23 protein-coding genes and 2 tRNA genes are annotated in these 24454 nt (G+C 71.4%); 7 read left to right on the forward strand and 18 right to left on the reverse strand.

The window, feature by feature from the left end; translation table 11 throughout:
* Positions 1 to 179 precede the first annotated feature (179 nt).
* Positions 180 to 1835 carry an AbeC-like domain-containing protein gene (locus ABT296_RS22090; protein WP_351929895.1) on the forward strand — a complete coding sequence of 552 codons (1656 nt, stop codon included), beginning with the start codon at positions 180 to 182 and terminating at the stop codon, positions 1833 to 1835.
* 57 nt (positions 1836 to 1892) lie between these two features.
* Here the strand turns inward: ABT296_RS22090 and ABT296_RS22095 are convergent, their stop codons facing one another.
* On the reverse strand, positions 1893 to 2456 hold the full coding sequence (locus ABT296_RS22095; protein ID WP_351929897.1) for an HIT family protein: 564 nt from the start codon (positions 2454 to 2456) through the stop codon (positions 1893 to 1895).
* A 67-nt stretch (positions 2457 to 2523) separates the two neighbouring features.
* Here ABT296_RS22095 and ABT296_RS22100 point away from each other — a divergent pair, with 67 nt between their 5' ends.
* On the forward strand, positions 2524 to 3195 hold the full coding sequence (locus tag ABT296_RS22100; RefSeq protein ID WP_351929899.1) for a potassium channel family protein: 672 nt from the start codon (positions 2524 to 2526) through the stop codon (positions 3193 to 3195).
* Between the two features lie 24 nt (positions 3196 to 3219).
* On the opposite strand, the gene thrS is transcribed toward ABT296_RS22100, so the two are convergent.
* The 3 genes from thrS to ABT296_RS22115 all read right to left on the reverse strand — a co-directional run bounded on the left by thrS (position 3220) and on the right by ABT296_RS22115 (position 7077).
* The gene (gene thrS, locus ABT296_RS22105) at positions 3220 to 5196 is read right to left on the reverse strand and encodes a threonine--tRNA ligase (RefSeq protein WP_351929901.1); all 1977 of its coding nucleotides are present in this window, start codon (positions 5194 to 5196) and stop codon (positions 3220 to 3222) included.
* A 91-nt stretch (positions 5197 to 5287) separates the two neighbouring features.
* Positions 5288 to 6514, reverse strand: coding sequence for a hypothetical protein (locus ABT296_RS22110; RefSeq protein ID WP_351929903.1), 1227 nt, complete (start codon positions 6512 to 6514; stop codon positions 5288 to 5290).
* Positions 6511 to 7077, reverse strand: a complete 567-nt coding sequence (locus ABT296_RS22115) for a DUF4365 domain-containing protein (RefSeq protein WP_351929905.1) — start codon at positions 7075 to 7077, stop codon at positions 6511 to 6513. The genes ABT296_RS22110 and ABT296_RS22115 overlap by 4 nt, the downstream gene beginning before the upstream one ends.
* A 192-nt stretch (positions 7078 to 7269) precedes the next feature.
* Here ABT296_RS22115 and ABT296_RS22120 point away from each other — a divergent pair, with 192 nt between their 5' ends.
* Entirely contained in the window at positions 7270 to 7995 is a 726-nt protein-coding gene (locus tag ABT296_RS22120; RefSeq protein WP_351929907.1) for a 3'-5' exonuclease, read from the forward strand.
* Between the two features lie 40 nt (positions 7996 to 8035).
* On the opposite strand, the gene ABT296_RS22125 is transcribed toward ABT296_RS22120, so the two are convergent.
* Together ABT296_RS22125 and ABT296_RS22130 are read right to left on the reverse strand one after the other, a co-directional pair.
* Positions 8036 to 8107 (reverse strand) — tRNA-Val (locus ABT296_RS22125).
* Between the two features lie 39 nt (positions 8108 to 8146).
* Positions 8147 to 8593, reverse strand: coding sequence for an SRPBCC family protein (locus tag ABT296_RS22130; protein ID WP_351929909.1), 447 nt, complete (start codon positions 8591 to 8593; stop codon positions 8147 to 8149).
* 104 nt (positions 8594 to 8697) lie between these two features.
* On the opposite strand from ABT296_RS22130, the gene ABT296_RS22135 reads away from it, so the two are divergent.
* A complete protein-coding gene (locus ABT296_RS22135; RefSeq protein WP_351929910.1) occupies positions 8698 to 10992 on the forward strand; it encodes an SCO7613 C-terminal domain-containing membrane protein in 2295 nt (764 codons plus the stop codon).
* 7 nt (positions 10993 to 10999) lie between these two features.
* Here the strand turns inward: ABT296_RS22135 and ABT296_RS22140 are convergent, their stop codons facing one another.
* The 7 genes from ABT296_RS22140 to ABT296_RS22170 all read right to left on the reverse strand — a co-directional run bounded on the left by ABT296_RS22140 (position 11000) and on the right by ABT296_RS22170 (position 18672).
* Positions 11000 to 13735 (reverse strand): exo-rhamnogalacturonan lyase family protein, encoded by a 2736-nt coding sequence (locus tag ABT296_RS22140; RefSeq protein WP_351929912.1) that lies wholly within the window; start codon positions 13733 to 13735, stop codon positions 11000 to 11002.
* 94 nt (positions 13736 to 13829) lie between these two features.
* Positions 13830 to 14420: a hypothetical protein gene (locus ABT296_RS22145; protein ID WP_351929914.1), complete on the reverse strand. Its 591-nt coding sequence runs from the start codon at positions 14418 to 14420 to the stop codon at positions 13830 to 13832.
* Between the two features lie 2 nt (positions 14421 to 14422).
* Complete coding sequence (locus ABT296_RS22150; RefSeq protein WP_351929916.1) at positions 14423 to 15298, reverse strand: carbohydrate ABC transporter permease; 876 nt, start codon at positions 15296 to 15298, stop codon at positions 14423 to 14425.
* Complete coding sequence (locus tag ABT296_RS22155; protein WP_351929917.1) at positions 15295 to 16251, reverse strand: carbohydrate ABC transporter permease; 957 nt, start codon at positions 16249 to 16251, stop codon at positions 15295 to 15297. Before ABT296_RS22155 ends, ABT296_RS22150 begins: the two co-directional genes overlap by 4 nt.
* Before the next feature lie 14 nt (positions 16252 to 16265).
* Positions 16266 to 17552 (reverse strand): ABC transporter substrate-binding protein, encoded by a 1287-nt coding sequence (locus ABT296_RS22160; protein WP_351930127.1) that lies wholly within the window; start codon positions 17550 to 17552, stop codon positions 16266 to 16268.
* A gap of 517 nt (positions 17553 to 18069) precedes the next feature.
* Positions 18070 to 18141: transfer RNA gene (locus tag ABT296_RS22165), tRNA-Val, on the reverse strand.
* A 78-nt stretch (positions 18142 to 18219) separates the two neighbouring features.
* Positions 18220 to 18672, reverse strand: coding sequence for a TIGR02611 family protein (locus ABT296_RS22170; protein ID WP_351929919.1), 453 nt, complete (start codon positions 18670 to 18672; stop codon positions 18220 to 18222).
* Between the two features lie 191 nt (positions 18673 to 18863).
* Between ABT296_RS22170 and ABT296_RS22175 the strand changes: the two genes are divergently transcribed.
* Both ABT296_RS22175 and ABT296_RS22180 read left to right on the forward strand, forming a co-directional pair.
* Positions 18864 to 19277, forward strand: coding sequence for an SsgA family sporulation/cell division regulator (locus tag ABT296_RS22175; RefSeq protein WP_004002642.1), 414 nt, complete (start codon positions 18864 to 18866; stop codon positions 19275 to 19277).
* A 290-nt stretch (positions 19278 to 19567) separates the two neighbouring features.
* Positions 19568 to 20128, forward strand: coding sequence for a CGNR zinc finger domain-containing protein (locus ABT296_RS22180; RefSeq protein ID WP_351929921.1), 561 nt, complete (start codon positions 19568 to 19570; stop codon positions 20126 to 20128).
* Between the two features lie 63 nt (positions 20129 to 20191).
* Here the strand turns inward: ABT296_RS22180 and ABT296_RS22185 are convergent, their stop codons facing one another.
* Both ABT296_RS22185 and ABT296_RS22190 read right to left on the reverse strand, forming a co-directional pair.
* A complete protein-coding gene (locus ABT296_RS22185; protein WP_176711650.1) occupies positions 20192 to 20344 on the reverse strand; it encodes a hypothetical protein in 153 nt (50 codons plus the stop codon).
* A 152-nt stretch (positions 20345 to 20496) separates the two neighbouring features.
* Complete coding sequence (locus ABT296_RS22190) at positions 20497 to 20928, reverse strand: hypothetical protein (protein ID WP_351929923.1); 432 nt, start codon at positions 20926 to 20928, stop codon at positions 20497 to 20499.
* Between the two features lie 208 nt (positions 20929 to 21136).
* Between ABT296_RS22190 and ABT296_RS22195 the strand changes: the two genes are divergently transcribed.
* On the forward strand, positions 21137 to 21664 hold the full coding sequence (locus ABT296_RS22195) for a DsbA family protein (protein WP_351929925.1): 528 nt from the start codon (positions 21137 to 21139) through the stop codon (positions 21662 to 21664).
* Positions 21665 to 21666: 2 nt separating this feature from the next.
* Here ABT296_RS22195 and ABT296_RS22200 read toward each other — a convergent pair whose 3' ends face one another.
* The 3 genes from ABT296_RS22200 to ABT296_RS22210 are packed head-to-tail and all read right to left on the reverse strand — an operon-like array spanning position 21667 to position 24408.
* Positions 21667 to 22491 (reverse strand): GNAT family N-acetyltransferase, encoded by an 825-nt coding sequence (locus tag ABT296_RS22200; RefSeq protein WP_351929927.1) that lies wholly within the window; start codon positions 22489 to 22491, stop codon positions 21667 to 21669.
* A gap of 52 nt (positions 22492 to 22543) precedes the next feature.
* Complete coding sequence (locus ABT296_RS22205) at positions 22544 to 23365, reverse strand: aminotransferase class IV (RefSeq protein ID WP_351929929.1); 822 nt, start codon at positions 23363 to 23365, stop codon at positions 22544 to 22546.
* Positions 23362 to 24408 (reverse strand): chorismate-binding protein, encoded by a 1047-nt coding sequence (locus tag ABT296_RS22210; RefSeq protein ID WP_351929931.1) that lies wholly within the window; start codon positions 24406 to 24408, stop codon positions 23362 to 23364. The genes ABT296_RS22205 and ABT296_RS22210 overlap by 4 nt, the downstream gene beginning before the upstream one ends.
* Positions 24409 to 24454: the final 46 nt, after the last annotated feature.

Below are 24454 nucleotides of genomic sequence, written 5' to 3' on the forward strand. Positions count from 1 at the left end.
ACGGGCCCCGCCAGCAGGGCCCTTCACGGGCGCTCCCCTCCCGTCGGCGGGCGGCTTTCGGCCGTCCGCCGACGAACCGCCGGTGGCTGCGGATACGCTGATCACCTGATCAACAGGTGTGCCGGGCAAGGAAGTCGGGAAGGCCGCAGTACGACAGTGGGCGGCGATCGGGGGCGGGAATGGCCGTTGACAGCGGTTACGGGGACATCTTCGGACCCCAGGTGCCGCGCACGGGCGACGAGGGGCAGACGGCGACGTTCGCGCTGGCCTCGGCCGCCTATCGCGACAACGAGGTGGAGAAGATCCTCGACGCCAACAACGAGTGGCACGAGTCGTCCGTCAAGGCGGGCAAGGTCAAACTGTTCCGGCCCAACCTCGGCGAGGCCTTCTCCCGCGCGGTCGTCGACCGCATGGTCGGCCCCGGGCGCAAGCCGCTCATCCAGTCCTTCGGGGCGGAGCCGCAGGCCGTCGTCGAGCACTGCCTGGCGGCCAACAACATCCGCAAGGCCCGCGACAACAAGCTGACCATGATCATGGTCCTGTGCGGGGTGCTCTTCCTGCCCGGACTGCTGATCTGGCTGCTCGTCTTCCAACTGCGCACCACCACGGCCAAGCTGGAGGACAAGCGGGCCGGCGCGCTCGCCACCACCCTCCTCGTCGCGGTCGGCGCCCTGGCCGTGCTCTTCCTCGTCAAGATGCCGTTCACCGGCTTCTGGGCCTGGTACGCGCGCGCTGCCGTCGTCCTCCCCGTCGTCGGCTGGTACCTCGCCAAGCAGGTCTGCGAGCGCACCGCCCTGGACCTGCGCGAACGCTGGGACAGCCTGCTCGCCGGCAGCAGCGTCGGCGCCAAGGTCCCCGAGGCCGTACCGAGCGCCCCCGGGGAGAACGCCGCCGAGCAGCTGCGCCAGTCCCTCGCCCGGCTCAGCGCCGAGCAGCAGTCCAACTCCGTCTTCTACGCCGGACCCAAGGGCATCCTGGGCATGGGCACCCGCTGGGGCAGCTGGCAGCTCGCCGAGGACCTCTCCCCCGCCGACCCGCAGCGGGAGATCCACCCGTTCCGCAGCTGGGACGTCATACGCTCCATCCACGACCAGCTGAAGATGCTGGCCCGCGGACCGCTGAACACCGGCGGCTTCCCGACCCCCTCCATCCAGCACTGGATCGTCACCCCCGTCGGCGAGAACGCCAAGGGCGTCGCCCGCCCCGAGGGCACCGACATCGAGGCGTACCGGTTCAAGCAGCACGCCATACAGGACATCTGCAACAAGCAGCAGTTCGGCGCGGGCAACCGGCACTACCTGGGCGTGCAGTGGACCCTCTGGGAGGGCCAGCTCGTGATCACCATGCTGATCACGGTCACCGTCCTCCACGAGACCCTGCGCATCGAGGTCACCGGGCACGCGCTCGGACCCGTGCACTCCTTGTTCACCTCGAAGTCCGAGGCGCCGACCAGGGAGGTCCAGAAGTCCCTCAAGCCCTGGGAGAGCCGCACGATCAAGCTCCCGCTGGTCGGCGCCGACGAGGTGGTCCGGCTCGCCGCCCGCGCCCCGCTGGGCTGGTACCCGCCCCTGCTGAACTGGCTCGGCGGCACCCTCAGCCTGCCCGAGCCCTTCGGACTGCGGCACGCCTGGGCGGACAAGCCGTGGCGGCACCGGTTCATGGCCGACGACGCCCTGCGCGCGGCCACCCCCGTCCTGCGCGTGGTGCACGCCGCCGCGATCAAGGTGCTCGACGAGAACGGCGTGAACACCGAGAAGTTCGGTGCCCGCTCCGCGTTCCTCAGCACCGCGATCCAGGACCCCTCACCGCGCAAGGCCGACGTCTACGACGCGTAGAACACCGAGGGTCCGGCCGGGCAGCGCCCCGGCCGGACCCTCGTGTGCGGACCGGTCTCAGCCGTTCGCCGGCCAGGCCTCCGCCAGCATCTTCCGGGTGTCGGCCAGCAGCTGGGGCAGCACCTTCGTGTGGCCCACGACCGGCATGAAGTTCGTGTCCCCGCCCCAGCGCGGAACGATGTGCTGGTGCAGATGGGCCGCGATACCCGCCCCCGCGACCGTGCCCTGGTTCATACCGATGTTGAAGCCGTGCGCCCCGGACGCCGTCCGCAGCGCCTTCACCGCCTGCTTGGTCAGCGCCGCCAGCTCGGCGGTCTCGGGCTCGGTGAGATCGGTGTAGTCCGCCACATGCCGGTAGGGCACGACCATCAGATGACCGCCGTTGTACGGGTACAGGTTCAGCACGGCGTACACCTGCTCACCGCGCCTGACGACCAGGCCGTCCTCGTCGGATTTGGCCGGGATCGAGCAGAAGGGACAGCCGTCGTCGGCACCTGGGCCGGTCGGCTTGTTCTCGCCCTGGATGTAGGCCATCCGATGGGGTGTCCACAGACGCTGGAACGCGTCCTGCGTCCCCACTCCCCACTGCTGCTCCGGCTCACTCGTCATGCCATGCAGCATATGGCGTCGCCTGTTCGCGGCGTGTCGCCGGGGCCCGTCGTGGGACGTTCCGGGCCAAGCTGGGCCGGTGGACGACGACAGCCCCTATATCCGCTGGGAGCAGCGCAGCGAGATCCCGCTGTTCCTGGCCTCGCTGCTCTTCCTGGCCTCCTATGCCGCCCGGGTCCTCGCCGTGAGCATGCCCGTCTTCTGGAAGGACGTGTGCGCCTACACGATGCTCGCGCTGTGGCTGCTGTTCGGCGTGGACTACGTGGTGCGCTGGCGGCTGAGCGGACAGCACTTCCCGCACTTCGTCAGGACCCACTTCCTGCACACGGTCGTGGTCCTCCTGCCGCTGCTGAGACCGCTGCGGATCGTGCCGCTCTACGACGTCATCCAGCGCCGGCAGGGGGAGCCCCGGCTCTCCCTGCACGCCCGCGTGATCTCGTACGCCAGTCTGTCGACGGTCCTCCTCGGCTTCGCCGGAGCCCTCGCGGTGTTCCAGCAGGAGCGCGGGGCGCCCGGGGCGGACATGACGTCGTTCGGCGACGCGCTGTGGTGGGCCGCCGCGACGCTCAGCACGGTCGGCTACGGCGACATCGTGCCGGTGACCGCGGGCGGGCGGGCGATCGCGATGGGGATGATGGCGGGCGGACTGGCGCTGCTCGGCGCGGTGACGGGGTCGTTCTCGTCGTGGCTGCTGCAGATCTTCTCCCGCGAGAGCGACAAAAGGCCCCCGGGGTCACCCCCGGGGGCCTGACTCACCGCTCGCGCGGGGCGAGGATCACACCTGGACGCGACGCTCCACCACGTCGACGAGCTTCGCCAGCGCCTCGTCACGAGGGATGCCGTTCTCCTGCGAGCCGTCGCGGTAGCGGAACGACACCGTGCCCGCGTTCATGTCCTCGTCACCGACGATGATCATGAACGGCGTCTTCTGCTTCTGCGCGTTCCTGATCTTCTTCTGCATCCGGTCGGAGGAGGAGTCCACCTCGACCCGCAGGCCCTTCTTCTTCGCGTCGGCGGCGAACTGCTGGAGGTACTCCACATGCGCGTCGCCGATCGGGATGCCGATCGCCTGCACCGGCGCCAGCCACGCCGGGAAGGCGCCCGCGTAGTGCTCCAGCAGGACCGCGAAGAACCGCTCGATGGAGCCGAACAGCGCGCGGTGGATCATGACCGGACGCTGCTTGGTGCCGTCGGCGGAGGTGTACTCCAGGTCGAACCGCTCGGGCAGGTTGAAGTCGAGCTGGATCGTCGACATCTGCCAGGTCCGCCCGATGGCGTCCTTGGCCTGCACGGAGATCTTCGGCCCGTAGAAGGCGGCGCCGCCCGGGTCCGGGACCAGGGGCAGGCCCTGCTTCTCGGCGACCTCGCGCAGGGTCTCGGTCGCCTCCTCCCAGACCTCGTCGGAGCCGACGAACTTCTCCGGGTCCTTGGTGGACAGCTCCAGGTAGAAGTCGGTCAGACCGTAGTCGCGCAGCAGCCCGAGGACGAAGGTGAGCGTCTTGTCGAGCTCCTCCGACATCTGCTCACGGGTGCAGTAGATGTGCGCGTCGTCCTGGGTGAAGCCGCGCGCACGGGTCAGGCCGTGCACGACGCCCGACTTCTCGTACCGGTACACGGTGCCGAACTCGAAGAGCCGCAGCGGCAGTTCACGGTAGGACCGGCCGCGCGCGTCGAAGATCAGGTTGTGCATCGGGCAGTTCATGGGCTTGAGGTAGTAGTCCACGCCCTCGTCGAGCTGCATGGGCGGGTACATGCCGTCGGCGTACCAGTCCAGGTGCCCCGAGGTCTCGAAGAGCTTCCCCTTCGTGGCGTGCGGGGTGTAGACGAACTCGTAGCCCTCTTCCTCGTGCCTCGTCCGCGAGTAGTCCTCCATGACCCTGCGGACGATGCCGCCCTTGGGGTGGAAAACGGCGAGGCCGGAGCCGATCTGCTCCGGGATGGAGAACAGGTCCAGCTCGTTGCCCAGCTTGCGGTGGTCGCGCTTCTCGGCCTCGGCGAGGAAGTCGAGGTACGCCTTCAGCTCCTCCTTGGACGGCCAGGCGGTGCCGTAGATGCGCTGGAGCATCGGGTTCTTCTCGCTGCCGCGCCAGTAGGCGGCCGCGTTGCGCATCAGCTTGAACGCCGGGATGAGGCGGGTGGAGGGCAGGTGCGGACCGCGGCAGAGGTCCTTCCAGCACAGGTCGCCGGTCTTGGCGTCCAGGTTGTCGTAGATCGTCAGCTCGCCGGCGCCGACCTCGACGTCCGCGCCGTCGTCGCTGGAGGCGGAGCCCTTGAGGCCGATCAGCTCCAGCTTGTACGGCTCGTCCGCGAGCTCCTCGCGGGCGGCCTCGTCGGTGACGACGCGGCGGGCGAACTTCTGCCCGCGCTTCTGGATCTCCTGCATCTTCTTCTCGACGGCCTTGAGATCCTCGGGCGTGAACGGCTTCTCGACGTCGAAGTCGTAGTAGAAGCCGTCCTTGACCGGCGGGCCGATGCCCAGCTTGGCCTCGGGGAAGAGCTCCTGCACGGCCTGCGCCATCACGTGCGCGGTGGAGTGGCGCAGGATGTTGAGGCCGTCCTCGGAGGAGATCTCGACACCCTCGACCTCCTCACCGTCGGCGGGGACGTACGACAGGTCCTTGAGCTCGCCGCCCACGCGCGCGGCGATGATCGAACGCTCGCCTGCGAAGAGCTCGGCGGCCGTAGTCCCCGTCGTCACCACGCGCTCTTCCCGCTCGGAATCGCGTTGGATGATCACACGGACGTCTGACACCGGTCTCTCCTGACTGCAGGTGGGGTGCGGCGCCCTACCGGGAGCGCGCGCATTAAGGGATCGTACCGACCCCCACCCGCCGGAGGCGAAATCATTCCCCTCCGGCGCTCTCCTCGAAGAAGGCCGTGAGCTCGGCGGTCTCCTGGAGCGACTTCATCAGGCGGTCCCGCTCCGCCTCGTCGACCTGCACGGGTACGACGCCGTGCACCCCGGTGAGCTTGCGGAACCCGCCGCGGCTCTCCAGTTGCCCGTGCACCTCCACCGGCAGCCCGACGAGGTGCGCGTGGCCCGCGACCCGGTAGGCGTCCTCGTCCAGGGTGAGCCGGACGTAGGGGATGTCGGCGCCGGCCAGCACCCGCAGCCGTACGGTGCCCTCGCCGCGCGGCCCCGACCTGCGCATGCGGACGACGGCGCCGGTGACGCGCGCCGGCACGGAGGGCTCGGCGCGCAGGTAGCGGGCGCCCGCCTCGCGCAGCGCGGGCAGGTCGCCCGGGGAGAACTCCACGGCCTCGGTGCCGGCCGAGCATCCGTCCGGGACCCCGGCCGCGGGCGCCCAGGCGACGGCGACGCGGGCTCCCTCGGTGCCGCGGACCAGGGCGACCAGGGCCTCGGTGAGCTCCCGGCTGACGCCGGCCCCGACGGCGCCGTCGAAGGCGTCCATGCCGCCGGTGGCGCGGCGGTAGTCGATGGCCTCGCGGACGGCGTACAGCGCCTGGTGCAGGCGTACGGCGAGGGGGCGGCCGGTGGCGGCGGGCACGAAGGCGGTGAGGCCGCGGCCGTCGGCCGGGGAGCCCACCAGGATCTTCTCCAGCAGGGCGGCGGCGGGGCGGCGGTGCCGGGCGCCGTGGTAGCCGGCCAGGGCGCGGGTGGCGAGGGCGGCGGCGAGCAGGGTCTGGCGGGCGGCGGCGCGCAGGTGTTCCTCCACCGGCCAGGACGCGGTGCCGGTGGTGGAGGTGGGCACCTCGCGCCACCAGCGGATCTCGTCGCTGGGCACGGCGAGGGAGACCAGGACCTCGCGGGCGGAGGGCGTGCCGCTGCGGGAGAGGGCGAGGAGGGCCTCGCCGAGGAGGTCCTCGCTGTCGGGGAAGGCGTGGTTCTCGGGGACGAGCAGGCTGGTGGTGCCCGCGCCGGGTCCGGGCGGGGTCCAGCGGCCGTAGCGTCCGGCGGCGCCGCCGCGGCGCTGCCAGCCGTGCCGGCGCAGCAGGGCGGCGAGTACGGCGGGGTCGACCTGGCCGGGCTCGGGGGTCCGGTGCCAGGCGGGGTCGACGGGGTGGGGGCGGACGGGCCGGAGGGGTCCTTCGAGCGGGCGGTGGGTCATGGTCTGCCTCCCGTCCCGACCCGGGTCATGATCTCGCAGAGCGCGCGGTCGTCGAAGACGCGTGCGGTCGGAATGCGGACGGTGGTGCGGGTGCGTCCGGTGACGGGGTGGCCGGCGAGGTTGACCCAGTAGCAGCAGTGTCTGAGGTCGAGCCGGTCGTGGCTGGCGCGCAGCCAGTCGTCCTGGGAGCGCGGGACGAGCATCACGACGAGGATCTTGTGCACCGAGACGGGGGTGCGGGCGAGCTTGCGCAGGTGGTCGTTGTCGAGGGTGAAGGAGAAGGTGCGGCCCGGGGGGTTGGGCGGGATCTGGTAGGTGGCTTTGAGCTGCACCTTGATGGTGACCTCGTCGTCGACCGTGTGGCCGGGGGCGCTGTGGCTGACGTGCCAGTCGATGCCGTTGTCGGGGAAGGGCTGCGCCAGTGAGCAGCCGGCCGCGGCCGCGACGGCGTGGAGGTAGCCCACCTGCAGTGTCTCCATGCAGGCGGTGGTGGCGAGTGTGCCGCGACGGGGGCCCGTACGTTCGGGCAGCAGCCCGCCCCGCTCGGGCTGCGCTATCGCCATGACGAACAGCCTTCCCAGCCAGATGAATTGCCCGCTCCGGGGCGTCGGTGATTCCCGCTTCGGGCCGCTGAACTGCAAAGACCCGTACCTGTGTTGTCTCCTTCCGGCGTACGGCGCAAACAGCCCGGGTATCACCAAACGGGCAGAAGACGGTGCGTCAGCTGCCGTGGCTGAGCGAGGGGTTGTGTAGGTATGGCGAGCTGGTATGAGGGCCCGCTGGCGGCATTCGACACGGAGACCACGGGTGTGGACGTCGAGACCGACCGAATCGTTTCGGCGGCGATCGTGGTCCAGGACGCCCCGGGTTGCCGGCCTCGGGTGACGCGGTGGCTGGTGAATCCGGGCGTGCCGGTGCCGGAGGCGGCGACGGCGGTGCACGGACTGACGGAGGAGCATCTCCAGCGCAACGGCCGCTGGCCGGCGCCGGTGATGCACGAGATAGCCGAGGAGCTGGGCGAACAGGCCGCCGCGGGGCGGCCGTTGGTGGTGATGAACGCGCCGTTCGACCTGACGATGCTGGACCGGGAGCTGCGCCGCCATCGGGCGTCGTCCCTGGACCACTGGTTCGAGTCGGCACCGCTGCTGGTGCTCGATCCGCGGGTGCTGGACAAACATCTCGACCGGTACCGCAAGGGGCGGCGCACCCTGACCGATCTGTGCGCGCACTACGGGGTCACGCTGGAGGGCGCGCACGACGCGGGCGCGGACGCGCTGGCCTCGCTGGAGGTGGTCCGGGCGGTGGGGCGCCGTTTTGCGGCGCGGCTCGAACGGCTGTCGCCCGCCGAACTGCACACGCTCCAGGCGGTGTGGCACGCGGCGCAGGCGCGCGGGCTGCAGGCGTGGTTCGCGCGCAGCGGTTCGCCGGAGGCGGTGGACCCGGCGTGGCCGCTGCGCCCGGATCTGCCGGCGGCGGCATGAAGAAGGCCGGTCCGTACGAGTACGGACCGGCCTTTCCCGGTGGGCGATACTGGGTTCGAACCAGTGACCTCTTCGGTGTGAACGAAGCGCTCTCCCACTGAGCTAATCGCCCGGGAACGGACTGAACCATACAGGTCCGGGAGGCCTTCCTTCAAACCGCTTCCAGGTGGGCGCGCAGTCCGCGCCGTCCGGCCCGCATCATCAGCCAGTGGTTGGCGCGGAAGGCGGGCCGCCCGGGTACGGCGAGTCTGCGCAGCAGCGGCTTGCGCACGTCGACGACCTGCTCGTAGCGGGCCAGGCTGCCGGTGCCGTGCGGGGTGACGGTCCAGCGCGCCCAGCCTTCGAGGTCGCCGAAGAGGGCGATCTCCAGGACCCCTGCGGCCGGGTCGCGGCGCACCTCGCGCGCGGTGAAGGTCAGGCCGTACGGCAGGGCGGAACGGACGTGGATCTCGCCGGAGGTGTCGTCGAGGCGGCGCACCTCGCGCACCTGGGGCCACCAGCGGGGGTAGTCCTCGGCCCGCTCCAGGGCGCCGAAGACGGCGGCGGGCGGTGCGGGCAGGGTCCAGCGGCTGTGGAATCGGTAGTGGGACCAGTCCATGGCGGGAGTCTGCCCGCTCGTCGGCGGCGGACGGCGCATCTGAGTACGTTCTCTGAGTACGCGCACTCATGCCGTGCCGGGTGACGCGGGCCACACTCCTCGGTATGACGCACATCCCGTCCCCGGCCGAGGAGTTGCGGCTCCTCGATGCGGAGCTTCGGCAACTGGACGCCCGCCGCTCGCAGTTGCTGGCCCGCCGCGGCTGGCTGATCGCCGCCCTTCAGGTGCCCCGGCCGGTCCCGGCCGCCGCTCCGCGCCCCGAGGCGTCCCCGCCGCGGGTGCAGAACGTGCTGCTGGTGCTCGGTGGCGTGCTGCTCACCGTCGCCGCGATGGCGTTCACGCTGGTGGGCTGGGGCCAGCTGGGCATCGTGGGCCGGTCCGCGGTGCTGGCCGCGGTGACGGTGGCGGCGCTGGCCGCGCCGCTGCCGCTGCTGGGGCGGGGACTGCGCTCCACGGCGGAGGCGGTGGCGGGCCTCGGTCTCGCGCTGACGGTGCTGGACGCGTACGCGCTGCACCGGGTCGCGCTGGACGAGGTGGACGGCGTCGGTTACGCGGCGGCCGCGACGGCGGTGCTCGCCGGGCTGTGGACGGGGTACGGCCTGCTGCCGCGCACGGCGGCGCTGCGGCTGCCGCTGCCCGCCGCTCTGGTCGTGGCCCAACTGCCGCTGACGCTGTGGGCGTTCGCCGCCGGAGCGGGCCCGTACTGGCACGCCGCGGCCGCGCTGGCGACGGCCGCGCTCGACACGGGCGTGGCGCTGCGGGCGCCGGCCCGCTCCGTGCGTGTCGTCGCGGCGGTCGGCGCGTACGGCATGGGCGCCGGGGGCGCGTTGACGGCCGGGGGTCTGTCCTGGACGGCCACCGGTCCGAGCGCCGCCGCCCGTGCGGCGGCGCTCCTCCTCCTGGCGGCGCTGGTCGCCCTGGCGGCCGCCCGGCGCACCGCGACGGTGCCGGCGCCGGCCGCCGGGGTGCTGCTGGTCGCCGCCGCGGCCGCGGTGCCGCGGGTGGTGCTGCCCGCGGTGTGGACGGTTCCGGTGTACCTGCTGTGCGCTGTCGCCCTGCTCGCGGTGGTGCGGATGCCCCGGGTCCCCGAGCCGGTCCGGCGGGGCCTGGTCCTGGCGTCGGCCGGGGTGCAGGCGCTGGCGGTGCTGTGGGCGGCGCGGGTGGTCGTGGCCACGCTGGTGGGTCCGCTCGCCTGGATCGGCCGCGCCTGGGAGGGCGCGCCGTCGGACGCCCGGGCCGCGGTGACGGCCGGGACGCCGTGGCCGCCGTACGCGGAGACGGTGCCGCTGGTGCTGGCGGTGGTGGCCGCGGTGCTGGCCCTCACCCCTCGCCCCGAGGCGCGCACGGCGGCCGCGGTGCCGGCGGCGGCGACGGCGCTCGTCTTCCCGCTCGTCCTCGAACTGCCTTATGCGGCGGGCCTGTTGGTGGCCTGTGCGGTTGCCGCGCTCGCGCTGGTGTCGGGCCGTGTGGCGGCGGCGCCGCTGGCTCTGGTGGCGGCCGGGCACGCGGTGCTGCTCGCCCTGGCCTCGCGCTCCGCGACACTCGCGGTGCTCACGGCCCTGACGCTGCTGTTCGCGGTGGCCGCCCGGCGCCGGGCCCTGGTGGCCGCCCCGGCGGCGCTCGCCCATGCCGCCGGGCTGGCCTGCGCGATCGGCGCCGCCGCCGGCTGGGCGCCGGAGCACACCGCCCCGCTGCTGCTCGTGGTCCCGGCGGCCGCCGTGCTGCTCGCCGGGCGCGTCGAGGCCCCGGCGAGGGTGCCGGTCGAGGTGACCGGCGCGGCGGCGGCACTGCTGGCCGTGGGCCTCTCCGGCACCGACCCGTCGATGCTCGCCCTCGTGCTCGCCCTGTGCGGTGTGCTGGCCGGTGCCATGGCGCTGCGGCCGGACCGCCGCCGGCTGGGGTACGTCTCCGCGGCCCTCCTGGTGCTGGCCGCGTGGGTCCGCCTGGCCGCCTGGGAGGTCACGGCACCGGAGCTGTACACGCTCCCGGTGACGGTCCCGGCCCTGGTCGTCGGCGCCCTGCGCAGGCGCCGCGACCCGCGGACCTCGTCCTGGACGGCGTACGGGCCGGGCCTGGCCGCGACCCTGCTGCCGAGCCTGGTCGCGGCCTGGGCCGACCCGCACTGGACGCGCCCCCTGCTGCTGGGCCTGGCGGCCCTGTCGCTCACCCTGCTGGGCGGCGGCCATCAGCTCCAGGCGCCGCTGCTGCTGGGCGGCGCGGTGCTCGCCCTGGACGCCCTGCACGAACTGTCGCCGTACATCGTCCAGGTCACCGACGCCCTGCCCCGCTGGTCGCTTCCCGCACTCGCCGGACTCCTGCTGCTCCTCCTGGGCGCGACGTACGAGCAGCGGATCAGGGATGTCCGACGGGTGCGGGATGCCCTGGGGCGGATGAACTAGCCGTCAGCTAGGGCATCTTGTTCCCGAGCAGGGCCAGGTTCTCGATGGCGGCGAGGCCGTACAGCGCGGTGTCGTTGGTGGACACCCAGGTGGCCTCGCTGCCCGGCACCAGGGTGGTCGGCCCGCTCAGTTCCTCCGTCTTCCAGGGCGCGGACTCCTTGTAGCCGTCGGAGTTGTAGAACTTCTCCCAGGCCCGCTTGGCGAGCTTCTCGTCGCCGGTCTTGACGGCCGTGTAGGCGTCGAGCCGTGAGTGGCCCTGGAAGAGCAGCAGCGTGCCGAAGTTGGAGCCGTAGCGCGCCGCCTGTTCGGCCTTGGTGGCGTTGAAGTAGCGGCAGTAGTCGAAGTAGGCCTCGTTGAAGGCGGGCATGTCGACGAGGTCGATGAGCTCGGCGCACAGTTCGTTCAGGCCGAACACGGCGGACAGGTGCGAGACCCCGACCACCGGCTTGTCGGCGACGGCGAACTTACCCGTGTCCAGGTCGTAGAGGCCGGTGCCCTGCACGAAGCCGTTGGGCTGGGCGGCGATGGTCTCCATCGTGGACAGGACGCGCGCCTTGGCCTTCTCCCACTTGGGCCCCTTGCGCTCCCACTCGGTGAGCCAGGCGGAGACCAGGCCGCTCCAGTCCGTGCCGAAGCCGATCGACAGGGCGTGCCGGTCGGGGGTGTAGGGCTCGGTGCGGATCTTGCGGATGGGGTCGAGGACGAGGAAGGTCTCGTCGGAGTCGACGTTGGCGTGCATGAGGTCGCCGACCCGCTCGTCGCCGGTGAGGAAGTAGTAGTAGCGCCGGTAGGTGGTGTTGGCGATGCGCTGCTGCTTGGCGCTGTCGGCGTAGTGCTGCACCCCGTGCCGGGTGCCCAGGCCCGCCCATGTGCCGAGGTGGTAGACGTCGACCTCGCCGGTGTGCCGGGTCATCGCCTCGGCGAAGCGGAAGATGTCGGCGCGGCCGGAGCGCAGGTAGGCGAACCAGAGCCAGAGGTCGGGCGAGAGTTCGGAGTTGTCCCAGGCGTAGCCGCCGATGTCGTACCGCCACTGGTGCCGGACGGTGTCGTAGGTGTGCATGATGTCGCCGTAGTCCCAGAAGCCGTACCAACGGCGCATCTCCACCTGGTCCTTGTAATAGGTGAAGAGGAAGTCGAGGTGGTCCTCGATCTTGGCCTTGGCGGGCGTGGAGCGGTCGGGCTCCGAGTACAGGCCGGGGCCGAAGACGCCGGCCTTGATGAGCTGCTTGGGCGGCGCGGCGAGCTGGGGCAGCACCCGTACGGCGTCGATCTGTTCGGCCAGGGCGGCCGGGGAGGGCGTGGCCTCGTTGGCCCAGAAGAGGAACTCGGAGGTGCGGGCGATGCCGTAGGGGGTGCCGAAGCCGGGCTCGTAGTCCTCGTAGGTGATGTTGAGGCCTTCGAGCTGCTCGGGGAAGGTGTCCTGGCCCATGCCGTCGTGGTAGAAGCGCAGGTCCATGGGCTGCGCTTCGGGCGACCAGAGCCAGAGGGTGACCTCGGCCTCGTCGGTGTGGGCGTCGCGGATGTCGAGCTGGGCGGGGAACTTCTCCCAGAAGTCGCGCAGGCCGAAGGAGAATCCGCCGCTGACGCCGCCGACGTAGCCGAAGCCGTTGGCGCGCCGTCCGCCGCCGGCGCCGATCCAGCCGTGGCCCTTCTTGGTGCGCTTGCGCAGGGTGAAGCCGTCGGCGGAGAGCTGGGAGAGGGTGTAGTCGCCCCACTCGGGGATGTACTGCAGGCGGGTGGTGACGCGCTGGTCCCAGGTGGCCGGGTCGGGCAGCTTGGTGCCCTCGAACTGGGCGGCCTGGACGGCCGCGCCGGGGTCGCGGCGCAGTCCGGTGATGCCCTTGACGGCCTCGCGGAGCAGGCCGGTGCCCTCGCCGCCGATGCGGATGTGGCGGTCGTAGGACTGGTCGCGCATCGGGACGGTGAAGCGGACGCCGAGGCCGCGGATGAAGTCGCCGCTGGCCTTGCCGGGTTCCTGGGTGCCGTCGAAGGTGACGGTGTGCACCATGCGGAAGGAGTCGGCGCCCGCGTAGAAGTAGAGGCGGATCGAGAAGGGGAGCCAACTGCGGCTGCCCTTGCGGTGCTTGCCGTCGATGCGGACGACCGCGCGGACCGGGCCGTCCTGTTCGACGGTGACCTCAAGGATCGCGCCGTCGAACCGTTCGGTCTTGACCGTGCCCTGGTCCTCGTCCTCGACCTCGGGCTGGCGGATCAGGACGAGCCGGCCGTTCTTCGCGATCTCGGTGGAGCCGCGGGTGACCGATTTGATCAGCGTGGCGCCGGACTTGCCGATTCTCGCGGTGATCACACCGGTCGACACGTCGATGGTGCCGCCGCTTCTGTCGACGGTGACCCTCTTCTCGGGGGCGGCGGGCGTGCCGGCGGCGAGGGTGAGCTTGCCGGTGCCCGAACCGACCGCGTGCGCGGTCCACTTGAGGGAGCCGTCCGGCCAGTAGGCGAGCGGCCAGGTCTGTACGGGGACGGCCTTGCCGTCGGCGTCCGTCAGGGCGAACGTCTGGTCCTCCTGGAAGGCGCCCTTCGGCCAGGGGACGCCGACGGTCGAGCCGGGGGCCGCGCCGAGGGCGCCGTCCTCCAGCCAGTCCAGGGTCACGGGGTCGTCGTCGCCTGCGGCGGCCGCGGGCGCCGCCTGTGCCGTGTTGGCGCCCAGGGCCCAGCTGAACTGCGCGGCGGCCCCGGCGAGGGCTGCGGCTTTCAGGAGGGACCTGCGAGGGAGGGGGGACATGACCGTTCCTTCCGTGCGGGGGCATGGACAGGGGCATGACAGATCGGGGTGAGGCGCCACGGGGGCGCCCACCCGGTGTGCGGGTCACCGCGGGTCAGCGGCGCCGGTACCGTGCCTCCACGGCGACGGCCGCCGCCGCGACGGCTCCCAGGACGGGAACCGCCAGCGGTGCCAGGAACGCGCCGGACAGGGCCACGACGGCCAGTCCGGCGGTGATGAGAAACGATCCGGCGGGATCGAGCACGGTCCGCCGGCCGGCGTCGGCGAGCAGGGCCCGCCAGGAGAGGCCGGGCGCCCAGACGGCCGCCGCCCGCAGCAGGGCCACGACCAGGCCGATCAGCGCGAACAGCCCGACGGCCCCGACGAGCGGTCCGCCGGGCAGCCCGGCCCGCGCGGCCTGGACGTCGATCCAGACCGCGGCGGCCGCCGCCCAGCCGGCGAGCCCGACGGCCCACCCGCGGCGCGCGGCCGCCCGGAAGTCCGAGACGAACTCCCGCCAGCCGCCCGCCTCGTGGCCGACGCGCCGCCGCAGATGGCGGGCGCCGGCGGCGAAGGCCGCGGGGTAGGTGACCAGGCCGAGGCACGCCACGGCGATCCAGACCCCGGTCAGCAGGCACTCGGCGAAGACCGCGAAGCGCTCGCCGAACACGGACTCCCTGCGCTGTTTCGTACGCGCCCCGGCCATGCTCACCCCTTCAGTCCGGAGGTCGCCATACCGTCGATCAGATAGCGCTGGAAGGCCATGAAGAAGGCGATGACCGGCACCAGCGCCACCAGCGACATGGCGATCATGCTGCCGTAGTTGGAGATGCCCTCCTGGTCGCGGAACATCATCAGGCCCAGCGAGACCGTGTACTTGTCGGGGGTGTTGAGGTAGATCAACGGCCCCATGAAGTCGTTCCACGCGTTGATGAAGGTGAAGATGGCGCTGGTGATGAGCGCGGGACGGCACAGCGGCAGCACGATGGACCAGTAGGTCCGCAGGTGCCCGCAGCCGTCGAGCTTGGCGGCCTCGTCCAGTTCGCGCGGCAGCCCGCGCATGAACTGCACCATCAGGAAGACGAAGAACGCCTCCGTGGCCAGGAACTTGCCCGCGACCAGCGGCACCAGCGTGTCGACCAGCTCCAGGTTGCGGAAGAGCACGTACTGCGGGATGAGCAGGACGTGGTACGGCAGCAGCAGGGTGCCGATCATCAGCGTGAAGAGCAGGTTCCGCCCGGCGAACCCGATCTTGGCGAAGGCGTACGCGGTCAGCGAGCTGGAGACCACGACACCGACCACCGCGAGGACCGCGTACATCAGCGAGTTCATGAAGAAGGTGCTGATGGAGATCCCGGAGATGCCGTCGGCGAGCCCGGAGAAGTTCTCCCACACCGGCTTCGTCGGCAGCAGGTCCAGGCTGGCGATGATGTCCTTGCTCGGCTTGAACGAGGCACCGACCACCCAGATCACGGGGTACAGGACGACCGCGAGGACGGCGAGCGCGCCGACGTGCCAGGCGATCGAGCCGGTGCGCCTGCGCGGACTCGCACCGCGCAGGACTTGGTTGGTGGCGCTGCTCACTTGGCGGCCTCCTCGTAGTGCACCCACTTCTTCTGCGACCAGAACAGGACCGCCGTGACCAGGCCCACCGCCACCACCAGCGTCCAGGCCATCGCGGAGGCGAAGCCCATCTGGGCCTCCTTGAAGCCCTTCTGGTAGAGGTAGCAGGTGTAGACGAGCGTGGCGTCGGCCGGCCCGCACCGGGTGTCGGAGACGACGTAGGCGGAGCCGAACACCTGGAACGCGTGGATGGACTCCAGGAGCACGTTGAAGAACAGGACCGGGGAAATCATCGGAAGCGTGATGTTCCAGAACCGGCGAAGCGGACCTGCCCCGTCCACCTCGGCGGCCTCGTACAGCTCACGCGGGACCTGCTTGAGTCCGGCCAGGAAGATGACCATCGGGGCGCCGAACTGCCAGATGCTCAGCGCGACCAACGCGTAGATGACGTAGTCGGGGTTGCCGATCCAGCCGCCCACGTCCATACCGAAGATCTTCTGCGTCCGGTCCACGACCGCGTCGTCCGAGAACAGCGCCCGCCACACGAAGCCCACGGAGACGCTGGCCCCGATGAGCGAGGGCATGTAGAACGCGGCCCGGTACAGACCCTGGCCGCGCCGGCTCTGCGCGAGCAGCAGCGCCACGCCGAGGGCGAGCAGCAGCTTCAGCGGGGTGGCCACGACGACGTACTTGAGCGTGACCTCGACCGACTTCTGCCAGCGCGGGTCCTGGAACATCGTCGTGAAGTTGTCCAGACCCACCCACTGGGGCGGGGTGAACAGGTTGTAGCTGGTGAACGCGTAGTAGAGCGACGCGATCATCGGCCCCGCCGTGAGCAGCAGGAACCCCGCGATCCACGGCGACATGAAGAGGTAGCCGGCGAGGTTCTCGCGGCGCCGCCCGCGCCGCCCGGCGGCGGGGGCGGCGGGCCGCTTCCCGGCCGGGCGCGCGGGCGCTTCCTTGACGAGCGTCATGGTGGTACGTCCCCTCAGCCCGCGAACGCGGCCTTGGCCTCGCTGAACAGCGCCTTGGCGGCGTCGGCCGGCTTGGTCTTGCCCTGCGAGACCTCACCGCCCAGCCGCAGGAACGCCGCCTCGATGACATCGGCGCCGGACGGGTGCGGGGTGATCTTGCCGAGCACCCCGGCTTCGGAGACCTGCTCCTCGTACGCCTTGACGCCCTTGTTGTTCTCGTCGGTGGGCGTGAACGCGTCGTACTGCTCGCTGGTCGCGAGGATGCCGCGGTCGTAGCCCATGATCTTGCCGACCTCGGGGTCGTGCACCATGAAGTCGATGAACTGGGCGACCTCCTTGGGGTGCTTGGTCCCGGAGAAGGCGCTGAGCATCAGCGAACCGAGGTACTGGCCGGTGTTCTTGCCGTCCGTGGTGGGGATCGGCGCGAGCCCGTAGTCCGACTCGCCCTCGCCCTCGTAGCGGATGGAGAAGTTGTCCCAGGTGAACTCGGAGGCGGCGAGCCCCGCGGAGAGACCGGACTTGGGGGCGACCTGCTCGATCTTCTTGGGGTCGGCGACGAGTCCGGACCGGACGCGCTTGTAGCCGTCCTCCCACCACTGCGTCAGATCGTCCTCGGTGAAGCCGAGATCGGAGTCGGTGAAGAACGCCTTGCCGTTCTGGCGCAGGTACAGGTCGTAGAGGTACATGATGCCGAAGTAACCGGTGTCACCGGAGATCTTCAGCTTGTCCTGGATCGTCTGCAGGGCGTCGAAGTACTCGCCCCAGGTCCAGCCGAACTTCGCCTCGACGCCCGCCTTTTCGAAGGCCTTGAGGTCGATGACGAGCGCCATGGTGTTGGCGCCGACGGGTATGCCGAGCTGCTTGCCCTCGACCTGACCGTTCGCCAGAACCCCGTTGCGGAAGTTCTCCAGGCTCAGATTGCCCGCGTCCGCCTGCGCCTTGAGGTCCATCAGAACCCCGCGCTTGTCGTACTTGCGCAGGAACCCGACGGCATTCTGGAAAACGTCCGGGGGATTTCCGCCGGAGGCCTGCGTCTGGAACTTCTCCCAGAACGCGGCGTAGTCGGTGAATTCCGGCTTGATCTTGATCTTCGGGTACTTCTTCTCGAAGAGCGCGATCGACTTCTTGATGGCGATGGTCCGCGGCTCACCACCCCACCAGGCGTAACGGAGTGTCACGGTCCCGTCGCCGGAGCCGCCGTCTCCCCCGCACGCGGTCGTCGCGGCCAGTCCGAGCGTGGCCGCCGAAGCCCCGGCCACCTTCAGGATGGTTCGCCTCTCAACATTCCTGCTGGTTCCCATCATCGGGCCCTCCCCGCGGCTTCATCGCCGGTTGCATGAATCGTTTCAAGTAAGCGCTTGCTGGCACAAGTTACGGAGGGGCTCGGGGTGCGTCAATGATTCGGACAGGATTTTCTTGCGGACCGGCCCGACGGGCCCTGTCGGCATCGGCGCCCCAGGGGTCACTCCAACCGCTGTTTTCGCAGGTGGGGCCGCGCGATTCGACTGACCGAACGCCATTCGGAGCGACGGACACAGCAGCGCCCGGGCCGAAAATCGTCTGACGAAATCCACCCCCGCGACAGCGTGCGACACCTCGGGACGGCACCCCGGCACCCGGAGCGAGGCGCACGGCAACACCACCCGGCCCGGCCGGCACTCCCCCGGCCACGCTCGCCGTCCCATTCCCCACCCCTCCCGCCCGTCGTCGCCGCATGCGCCACGGGTCACCGCCCGCCTGCCCGTCGATCCGCTCATCCGTCCCTGCGGATACGACGGCGGCCCGTCTGCAGTGAAGCAGACGGGCCGCCGTCCCGGGTGGGCGATACTGGGTTCGAACCAGTGACCTCTTCGGTGTGAACGAAGCGCTCTCCCACTGAGCTAATCGCCCGGACGCAGGAAGAACACTACCCCATGCCGGGGGATGCCTGTGACCAGCACCGACGCCCGCCCGCGCCCTCCGCGCGAGTCACTGGTCCTTGATCTTCCAGGGCATCTGGATGCCGAACTTCCACAGGTAGACGCCGACCAGCACGCCCACGATCACGAGCCCGATCGACGTCAGGATGATGTTGCGGCGGCGCACCTTGGGATCGAGGGCCCGCTGGGCGGCCTCGGTGACCTTGCGCTTGGTCCAGCGCAGCACCAGCTGGGCCCAGACGAACTCGGTCGCCCAGATCGCCATACCGCCGAAGATCACCACCCAGCCGGGTCCCGGCAGCGGCAGCATGATGATGCCGGCGACCACGACCGCCAGGCCGATGATGAAGACACCGACCTGCCAGCTCAGGTGCAGCAGACGCCGCGCCTTGACGAATTCGGGCGCTCTGGAGCCGAGTCCCTGCTCGCTCCGCTCCCTGTCCACGTCGGTCCCGTTCGTCGCCACGGCCACCTCGCCAGGCTCACTACTCCCCGTGTTCATACGGCCAAACCCTACCGGAGAGAAACCAGTCACTGAAATGGTCGTACCTCGCGAACGGGCAGTCGGCCGGAAGAGTTACGTAAAGGCACGCAAAACACTCAGAGGGGTTTACAACGGCACCGTAGGTGGCATGTCGATTTCGCCGACGTGCGAATCCCCGAGCGCACACTGAGCGAAAGGCCCTGGCGCTTATGAACACCACGGTCAGCTGCGAGCTGCACCTGCGCCTCGTTGTGTCGAGCGAGTCATCCCTGCCTGTCCCCGCAGGCCTGCGGTACGACACGGCCGATCCCTATGCCGTGCACGCCACCTTCCACACCGGAGCCGAGGAGACCGTCGAGTGGGTGTTCGCCCGCGACCTCCTCGCCGAGGGCCTGCATCGGCCCACCGGTACCGGAGACGTCCGCGTCTGGCCGTCGCGCAGCCACGGTCAGGGCGTCGTCTGCATCGCGCTGAGCTCTCCGGAGGGCGAGGCCCTGCTGGAGGCCCCCGCGCGGGCTCTGGAGTCGTTCCTGAAGCGAACGGACGCCGCCGTGCCCCCCGGCACGGAACACCGGCACTTCGATCTCGATCAGGAACTGTCACACATCCTGGCGGAAAGCTGAGCCGGGGCGCCATGAAGCCGCCCGGCGCCGTCGACTCGGGGTGACGGCTCGGGCCCAGGTCAAACAATTGCATACGGTATGCGCCGACGCCGTCACCGTGAGTCACTCACGGGGGCGGCGTCGGTGTGCGTGCGGCCACCGTGCGCCCGCCCCCGCTCTCCTCTATTCCCGTGACTCGGTTGCCCCCGGCTACCACCAGTCCGGTGGCGCCGACCCTTGCGGGCGGAGCCACTACCATCGGCCAGCATCGGCGGGCGCCCGCGCCCGACCCTCAGGCCAGGGAGCGAAATGTGCTGATCACCCACGACACCCGGTGCGCCCTCGAAGCGGTCGTGGATCTGGTGAACACCGCACCGGAGACGGACACGGCCCAGGACGCGCTGCCGGATGTCGCGGCGCTCGCCGAGTTCGTGCGCGGCCACGACATCAGCGATGTCGGCGTGCTCGGGGAAGCGGACCTCGCCGCGGTGCGCGAGGTCCGGGGCAAGTTCGCCCGGATCTTCGCCGCGCCGGACGCCCTCGGCGCCGCCGGCCTCATCAACGAACTGGTCGCCGCCGCGGGCACCACCCCGCGCCTCACCGACCACGACGGCTACGACTGGCATGTGCACTACTTCGCGCCGGGCGCCTCCGTCGCGGACCACCTGGCGGCCGACTGCGGGATGGCGCTGGCGTTCTTCGTGGTCGCCGGCGAGCAGGAGCGGCTGCGGCGCTGCGAGGCCCCGGACTGCCGTCGCGCCTTCGTCGACCTCTCCCGCAATCGCTCGCGGCGCTACTGCGACAGCCGGACCTGCGGCAACCGGCTGCATGTGGCCGCCTACCGGGCGCGCCGCAAGGAAGCGGCGGGCTGAGCGGACCGGTCCGGTGCGTCGACGCGGGCCCCGGCGGGTGGCGCCGGGGGCCGCGGGTACGGCTCAGAGCAGCAGCAGGTCGTGCAGCGCAGCCATGAGCAGCAGACACCCGATCACCGCAAGGAAGATCATCAGCGGTGGCTGGGAAAGGGCGAAGAGGCATCCACGCGGCTCGTCCTGCGGCGGCGCGGTCTCGCTCTGTGTCGTGTCCAGCATCTCGCGGGCGATGATGACGCAGGGAACCGTTCCGGCGCGATCAACACGCCCGGAAGAAGCGGGAGTTCGCCTTAATCCGCGATGTCCGGTACGAGTCGTGATCGATTACCGGCGGGCGTCGACCCACTGTGTCGTTTCACCCGCCGGACAGGTCAGATGCCGTGCTTCTTGAGGATCGCCTCGATGTCGCTGAAGTCGTCCTGCGGGGCCGCGGGCCTGGCCGCGGGGCGGGAGCCGGAGCCCAGGGAGGGCGCCGAGGCCGCCGGGGCCACCGGACCCGTCCGGCCGGCCCGGGCCGCCTCCTTGCGCTCCTTGCGGGTGCCGACCCCGCGGCGGCGCTCCACGGCACGGGTGCTCGCCAGCAGGAGCCAGGCGGCGCCGAGCACGCCGAAGCCCGCCCACGCCGTGGGACTGAAGGCGGTGTCCGCCAGCCACTCCACCACGCCGGTCATCACCAGTCCGAGCGGGACGAGCGCGTACGCGGCGATGCGTGCGGCGGACAGATATCGCTTGCGGTACGCCGTGACCGCCGCGATGCCCAGGCCGGCCGCGGCGACGGCGGAACAGACGGTCTCGGCAATCATCCGGTCCTCCAGACGGGCTTCGGTCGGGCGCGGGGCCCTTCGTCCCCTCCATCCTGCACCTGCCGGGCCCCGGGGGGCCATGGTCCCGGCGGACATCAGGGACATCTCCGGGTCGGCTCCTCCGCAGGTGCCGGTGCGGGCGGGCGCTCTCCTCACCGCCGGGCCTCCCCCGGCGGGCCGGGGCCGCCGGGGCTGGGAGACTGGGCGCATGAGCGACTCCTCCCCCATCCGTCCCGCCGCCCCCGTCCTCGACGTGTGGTGCGATCTCCAGTGCCCGGACTGCCGGACCGCCCTCGAGGACGTGCGTGCCCTGCGCGCCCGCTACGGAGACCGGCTGGAGCTGAGGCTGCGGCACTTCCCGCTGGAGAAGAACAAGCACGCCTTCGCCGCCGCGCAGGCCGCCGAGGAGGCCCTCGAACAGGGGCAGGGCTGGGCGTACGTGGAGGCGCTGCTGGGCCGGGTCGAGGACCTGGCGCGGCAGGGGGAGCCCGTGCTGGTCGAGGTGGCCGCGGAACTCGGCCTGGACGCGGAGGAGTTCGACACCGCGCTGATCGACGGCCGGCACATCCTGATCGTGGACGCCGACCAGGCCGAGGGGAAGGCGATCGGGGTGAGCGGCACGCCGACGTACGTGATCGACGGCGAGCGGCTGGACGGCGGCAAGAGCCAGGAGGGGCTGCGCGGGCGGATCGAGGAGATCGTGGACCGGCTGCTCGCCGGGTCCGGGCAGGGCTGAGTTCAGAGCAGGTTCTTGTACATGGAGTAGCCCACCGGCACATAGCCCAGGGAGGCGTACAGCCGCTCGGCCGGGGTGTTGTCCGCGAAGACGTTGAGGCCGATGACCCGCTTCCCGGCGGCCACCGCCCCGGCCTCGGCCAGCAGCATCAGCGAGCGGCCGTGGCCCCGTCCGCGGAAGGCGTCCCCCGTCTCGACGTCGAAGACGAACGCCTTCTCCCCGGCCAGCGAGAGCCACAGGGTGCCGACCGCGTCCCCCTCGTGCTCCAGGACGCTGATCAGGACGTCCCGGGTGGCCGGCCCCTCGGGCAGCAGGGTGGCCGTGTCGCCCAGGGCCTTGGCCCACGCCTGCTCGGCGGGGACCCCGCGGTCGATCCAGCTCCGCGCGTACTGCGCGTTGCCCCGCTCCACCCAGGGCCCGTACTCGGCCTCGGTCATGGGCCGGCCCCGGCTGCCCTCGGGCAGTGCGGGGGCGGTCGCGGGCAGTCGCTTCTCCATACCGCGGTTGCGGTGGACGTAGCCGAGCGCGGTGGCGAGCCGCAGGGCGGGCCCGGCGTCGCCCGGCACCCTGATCTCGACGCGGGCGCAGCCCCAGGAGCGGGCCACCTCCTCGGCGGCCAGCGCGGCCACGGTGCCGCGGCCGCGCCCGCGGTCCGGCTCCTCGATCCGCAGGCCCTCGATGCGGGCCACGGCCGGCCCGAACTGGGGGTCCGTGGCCAGGTGCACCGCGCCGACGGGCCTGCTGTTCACGCACACCTGGTAATGGCGGGACAGTGCCCCGTCGGCATCTCGCTGGAGCGGCTCGGTCGGCCGCAGGGTCGTGGTCATCACGGGTGTTCTACCCGCGCAGGAGGCTCGCGTCAGCCCCTTTTCCCGCGGTTCACGGATCTTGGTCGTCGCCGGACCGCTCGTCGAAGATCCGCATGGCCTTGGCGGTGACCGGGCCGGGGGCGGCGGGCAGTTCGCGTCCGTCGACGCGGTGCACGGCCTGTACGTCGCGCAGGGTGGAGGTCAGGAACACCTCGTCGGCCCGCTGGAGCACGTCCAGCGGAAGATCGGTCTCCTTGGCGCCCGTCCACTCCACGACCAGCTCGCGGGTGATCCCGGCCAGACAGCCGGAGGCGACCGGCGGGGTGTGGATCTCGCCGTCCAGGACGACGAAGACGTTCGACCCGGTGCCCTCGCAGAGTTGTCCGACGGTGTTGGCGAACAGCGCCTCGGAACCGCCGTGTTGGTGGGCGCGGGCGAGCGCGACCACGTTCTCGGCGTACGAGGTGGTCTTCAGGCCGGTGAGCGCGCCGCGTTCGTTGCGGGTCCAGGGGACGGTGATGACGGCCGTGGAGTCCGGGCGGCGGGAGGTCTCGCCGAGGGCGACGACGAGGGTCGGGCCGTGCTCGCCCCGGTCGGAGCCGAGCGGGCCGTGGCCGCCGGTGTAGGTGATCCGCAGCCGGCCGAGCGGCATCGGGTTGGCGCGCAGGACGGCCGCGCAGGCGGCGCGGACCTCGTCGTGGTCGGGGTCGGGCAGACCGAGTCCGCGCGCCGAGCGGGTCAGCCGGTCCAGGTGCCGGGTGAGCGCGAACAGCTCGCCGTCGGTCGCCTTCACCGTCTCGAAGATGCCGTCGCCCACGGTCAGCCCGTGGTCGAAGACGGATACGCGGGCGGACTCGATGTCCTGGAGCCCGCCGTCGAGCCAGATCTTCACGTGCCTGTTCCCTCTCCGCTCAGCTCTGCCGTTCCTGACGCTACCGCGAGCAGCCGGGCCGCCTTCAGCTCGGTCTCCCGCCACTCCCCCTCGGGGTCCGAACCCCAGGTGATGCCGGCTCCGGTGCCGAACCGCAGCAGGCCCTCGGCGCGGTCGATCCAGAAGGTGCGGATGCCGACCGCGAGACCGGCGGTGGAGCGGTCCGCGTCGACCCAGCCGATGCCGCCGCAGTAGGGGCCGCGGGGCGCCGTCTCCAGCGCGTCGATGATCCGCAGCGCGCTCGACTTGGGCGCTCCGGTCACCGAACCGGGCGGGAAGGCGGCGGCGAGCAGCCCGGCCCAGCCGGTGTCCGGGCGCAGCTCGCCGCGGACCGTGGAGACGAGGTGGACCAGGCCCGGGTGCTTCTCCACCGCGCACAGGTCGGGCACCGAGACCGAGCCGGCCCTGCAGACGCGGCCGATGTCGTTGCGGACCAGGTCCACGATCATCACGTTCTCGGCGTAGTCCTTCTCCAGCAGGTCGGCCTCGGTGCGGCCGGTGCCCTTGATCGGCCCGGACTCCACGATCCGGCCGTCCCGGCGCAGGAACAGCTCCGGGGAGGCGGTGGCGATCTCCACCCCGTGCCCCGGCAGCCGAATCGTTCCCGCATACGGCGCCGGGTTGCCGCGGGCGAGCAGCGCGGCGAGCGCGTCCACGTCGGCGTCGGGGCCGACCGGCGCGGAGAGCACCCGGCAGAGGTTGGCCTGGTAGACCTCGCCGGCCGCGATGTGCTCGCGGATTCGGCGCACCCCCGCGGTGTAGGCGGCCCGGTCGAGGGAGGACGTCCAGTCGCCGACCGCCGGTCCGCGCCACGCGCCGGGCACCGGGGCGGGCACCGGCGAGGTCCGTACGTCCCGGAAGCGGGCGCAGGTCAGCCGGCCCTCGAAGTCCGCGGTGACGGCCCAGAAGCCGCTGGAGTCCAGGGCATCGGGATCATCGGTGACGTCGAGGAGGCCGGTGGCGAGCAGGTCGCCGAAACGGGCCAGAGGTGGGAGGTCGTGCACGTGGTCGAGTCTATGGCGGGTGTCCCCGGGGTGGCCCGGGCATGTC

It is taken from the genome of Streptomyces sp. NPDC000983, assembly GCF_040299205.1.
Taxonomy (GTDB): domain Bacteria; phylum Actinomycetota; class Actinomycetes; order Streptomycetales; family Streptomycetaceae; genus Streptomyces.

Bases quoted from the DNA above. Each gene is read 5' to 3' on its own strand.
- ABT296_RS22195 (WP_351929925.1), top strand. From the start codon at position 21,137: ATGAGCGACTCCTCCCCCATCCGTCCCGCCGCCCCCGTCCTCGACGTG.
- ABT296_RS22130 (WP_351929909.1), bottom strand. From the start codon at position 8,593: ATGGACTGGTCCCACTACCGATTCCACAGCCGCTGGACCCTGCCCGCA.
- ABT296_RS22200 (WP_351929927.1), bottom strand. From the start codon at position 22,491: ATGACCACGACCCTGCGGCCGACCGAGCCGCTCCAGCGAGATGCCGAC.
- ABT296_RS22190 (WP_351929923.1), bottom strand. From the start codon at position 20,928: ATGATTGCCGAGACCGTCTGTTCCGCCGTCGCCGCGGCCGGCCTGGGC.
- ABT296_RS22160 (WP_351930127.1), bottom strand. From the start codon at position 17,552: ATGGGAACCAGCAGGAATGTTGAGAGGCGAACCATCCTGAAGGTGGCC.
- ABT296_RS22115 (WP_351929905.1), bottom strand. From the start codon at position 7,077: ATGGCGATAGCGCAGCCCGAGCGGGGCGGGCTGCTGCCCGAACGTACG.
- ABT296_RS22095 (WP_351929897.1), bottom strand. From the start codon at position 2,456: ATGCTGCATGGCATGACGAGTGAGCCGGAGCAGCAGTGGGGAGTGGGG.
- ABT296_RS22175 (WP_004002642.1), top strand. From the start codon at position 18,864: ATGAACACCACGGTCAGCTGCGAGCTGCACCTGCGCCTCGTTGTGTCG.
- ABT296_RS22090 (WP_351929895.1), top strand. From the start codon at position 180: ATGGCCGTTGACAGCGGTTACGGGGACATCTTCGGACCCCAGGTGCCG.
- ABT296_RS22155 (WP_351929917.1), bottom strand. From the start codon at position 16,251: ATGACGCTCGTCAAGGAAGCGCCCGCGCGCCCGGCCGGGAAGCGGCCC.
- ABT296_RS22170 (WP_351929919.1), bottom strand. From the start codon at position 18,672: ATGAACACGGGGAGTAGTGAGCCTGGCGAGGTGGCCGTGGCGACGAAC.
- ABT296_RS22110 (WP_351929903.1), bottom strand. From the start codon at position 6,514: ATGACCCACCGCCCGCTCGAAGGACCCCTCCGGCCCGTCCGCCCCCAC.
- ABT296_RS22185 (WP_176711650.1), bottom strand. From the start codon at position 20,344: ATGCTGGACACGACACAGAGCGAGACCGCGCCGCCGCAGGACGAGCCG.
- ABT296_RS22135 (WP_351929910.1), top strand. From the start codon at position 8,698: ATGACGCACATCCCGTCCCCGGCCGAGGAGTTGCGGCTCCTCGATGCG.
- ABT296_RS22120 (WP_351929907.1), top strand. From the start codon at position 7,270: ATGGCGAGCTGGTATGAGGGCCCGCTGGCGGCATTCGACACGGAGACC.
- ABT296_RS22145 (WP_351929914.1), bottom strand. From the start codon at position 14,420: ATGGCCGGGGCGCGTACGAAACAGCGCAGGGAGTCCGTGTTCGGCGAG.
- ABT296_RS22140 (WP_351929912.1), bottom strand. From the start codon at position 13,735: ATGTCCCCCCTCCCTCGCAGGTCCCTCCTGAAAGCCGCAGCCCTCGCC.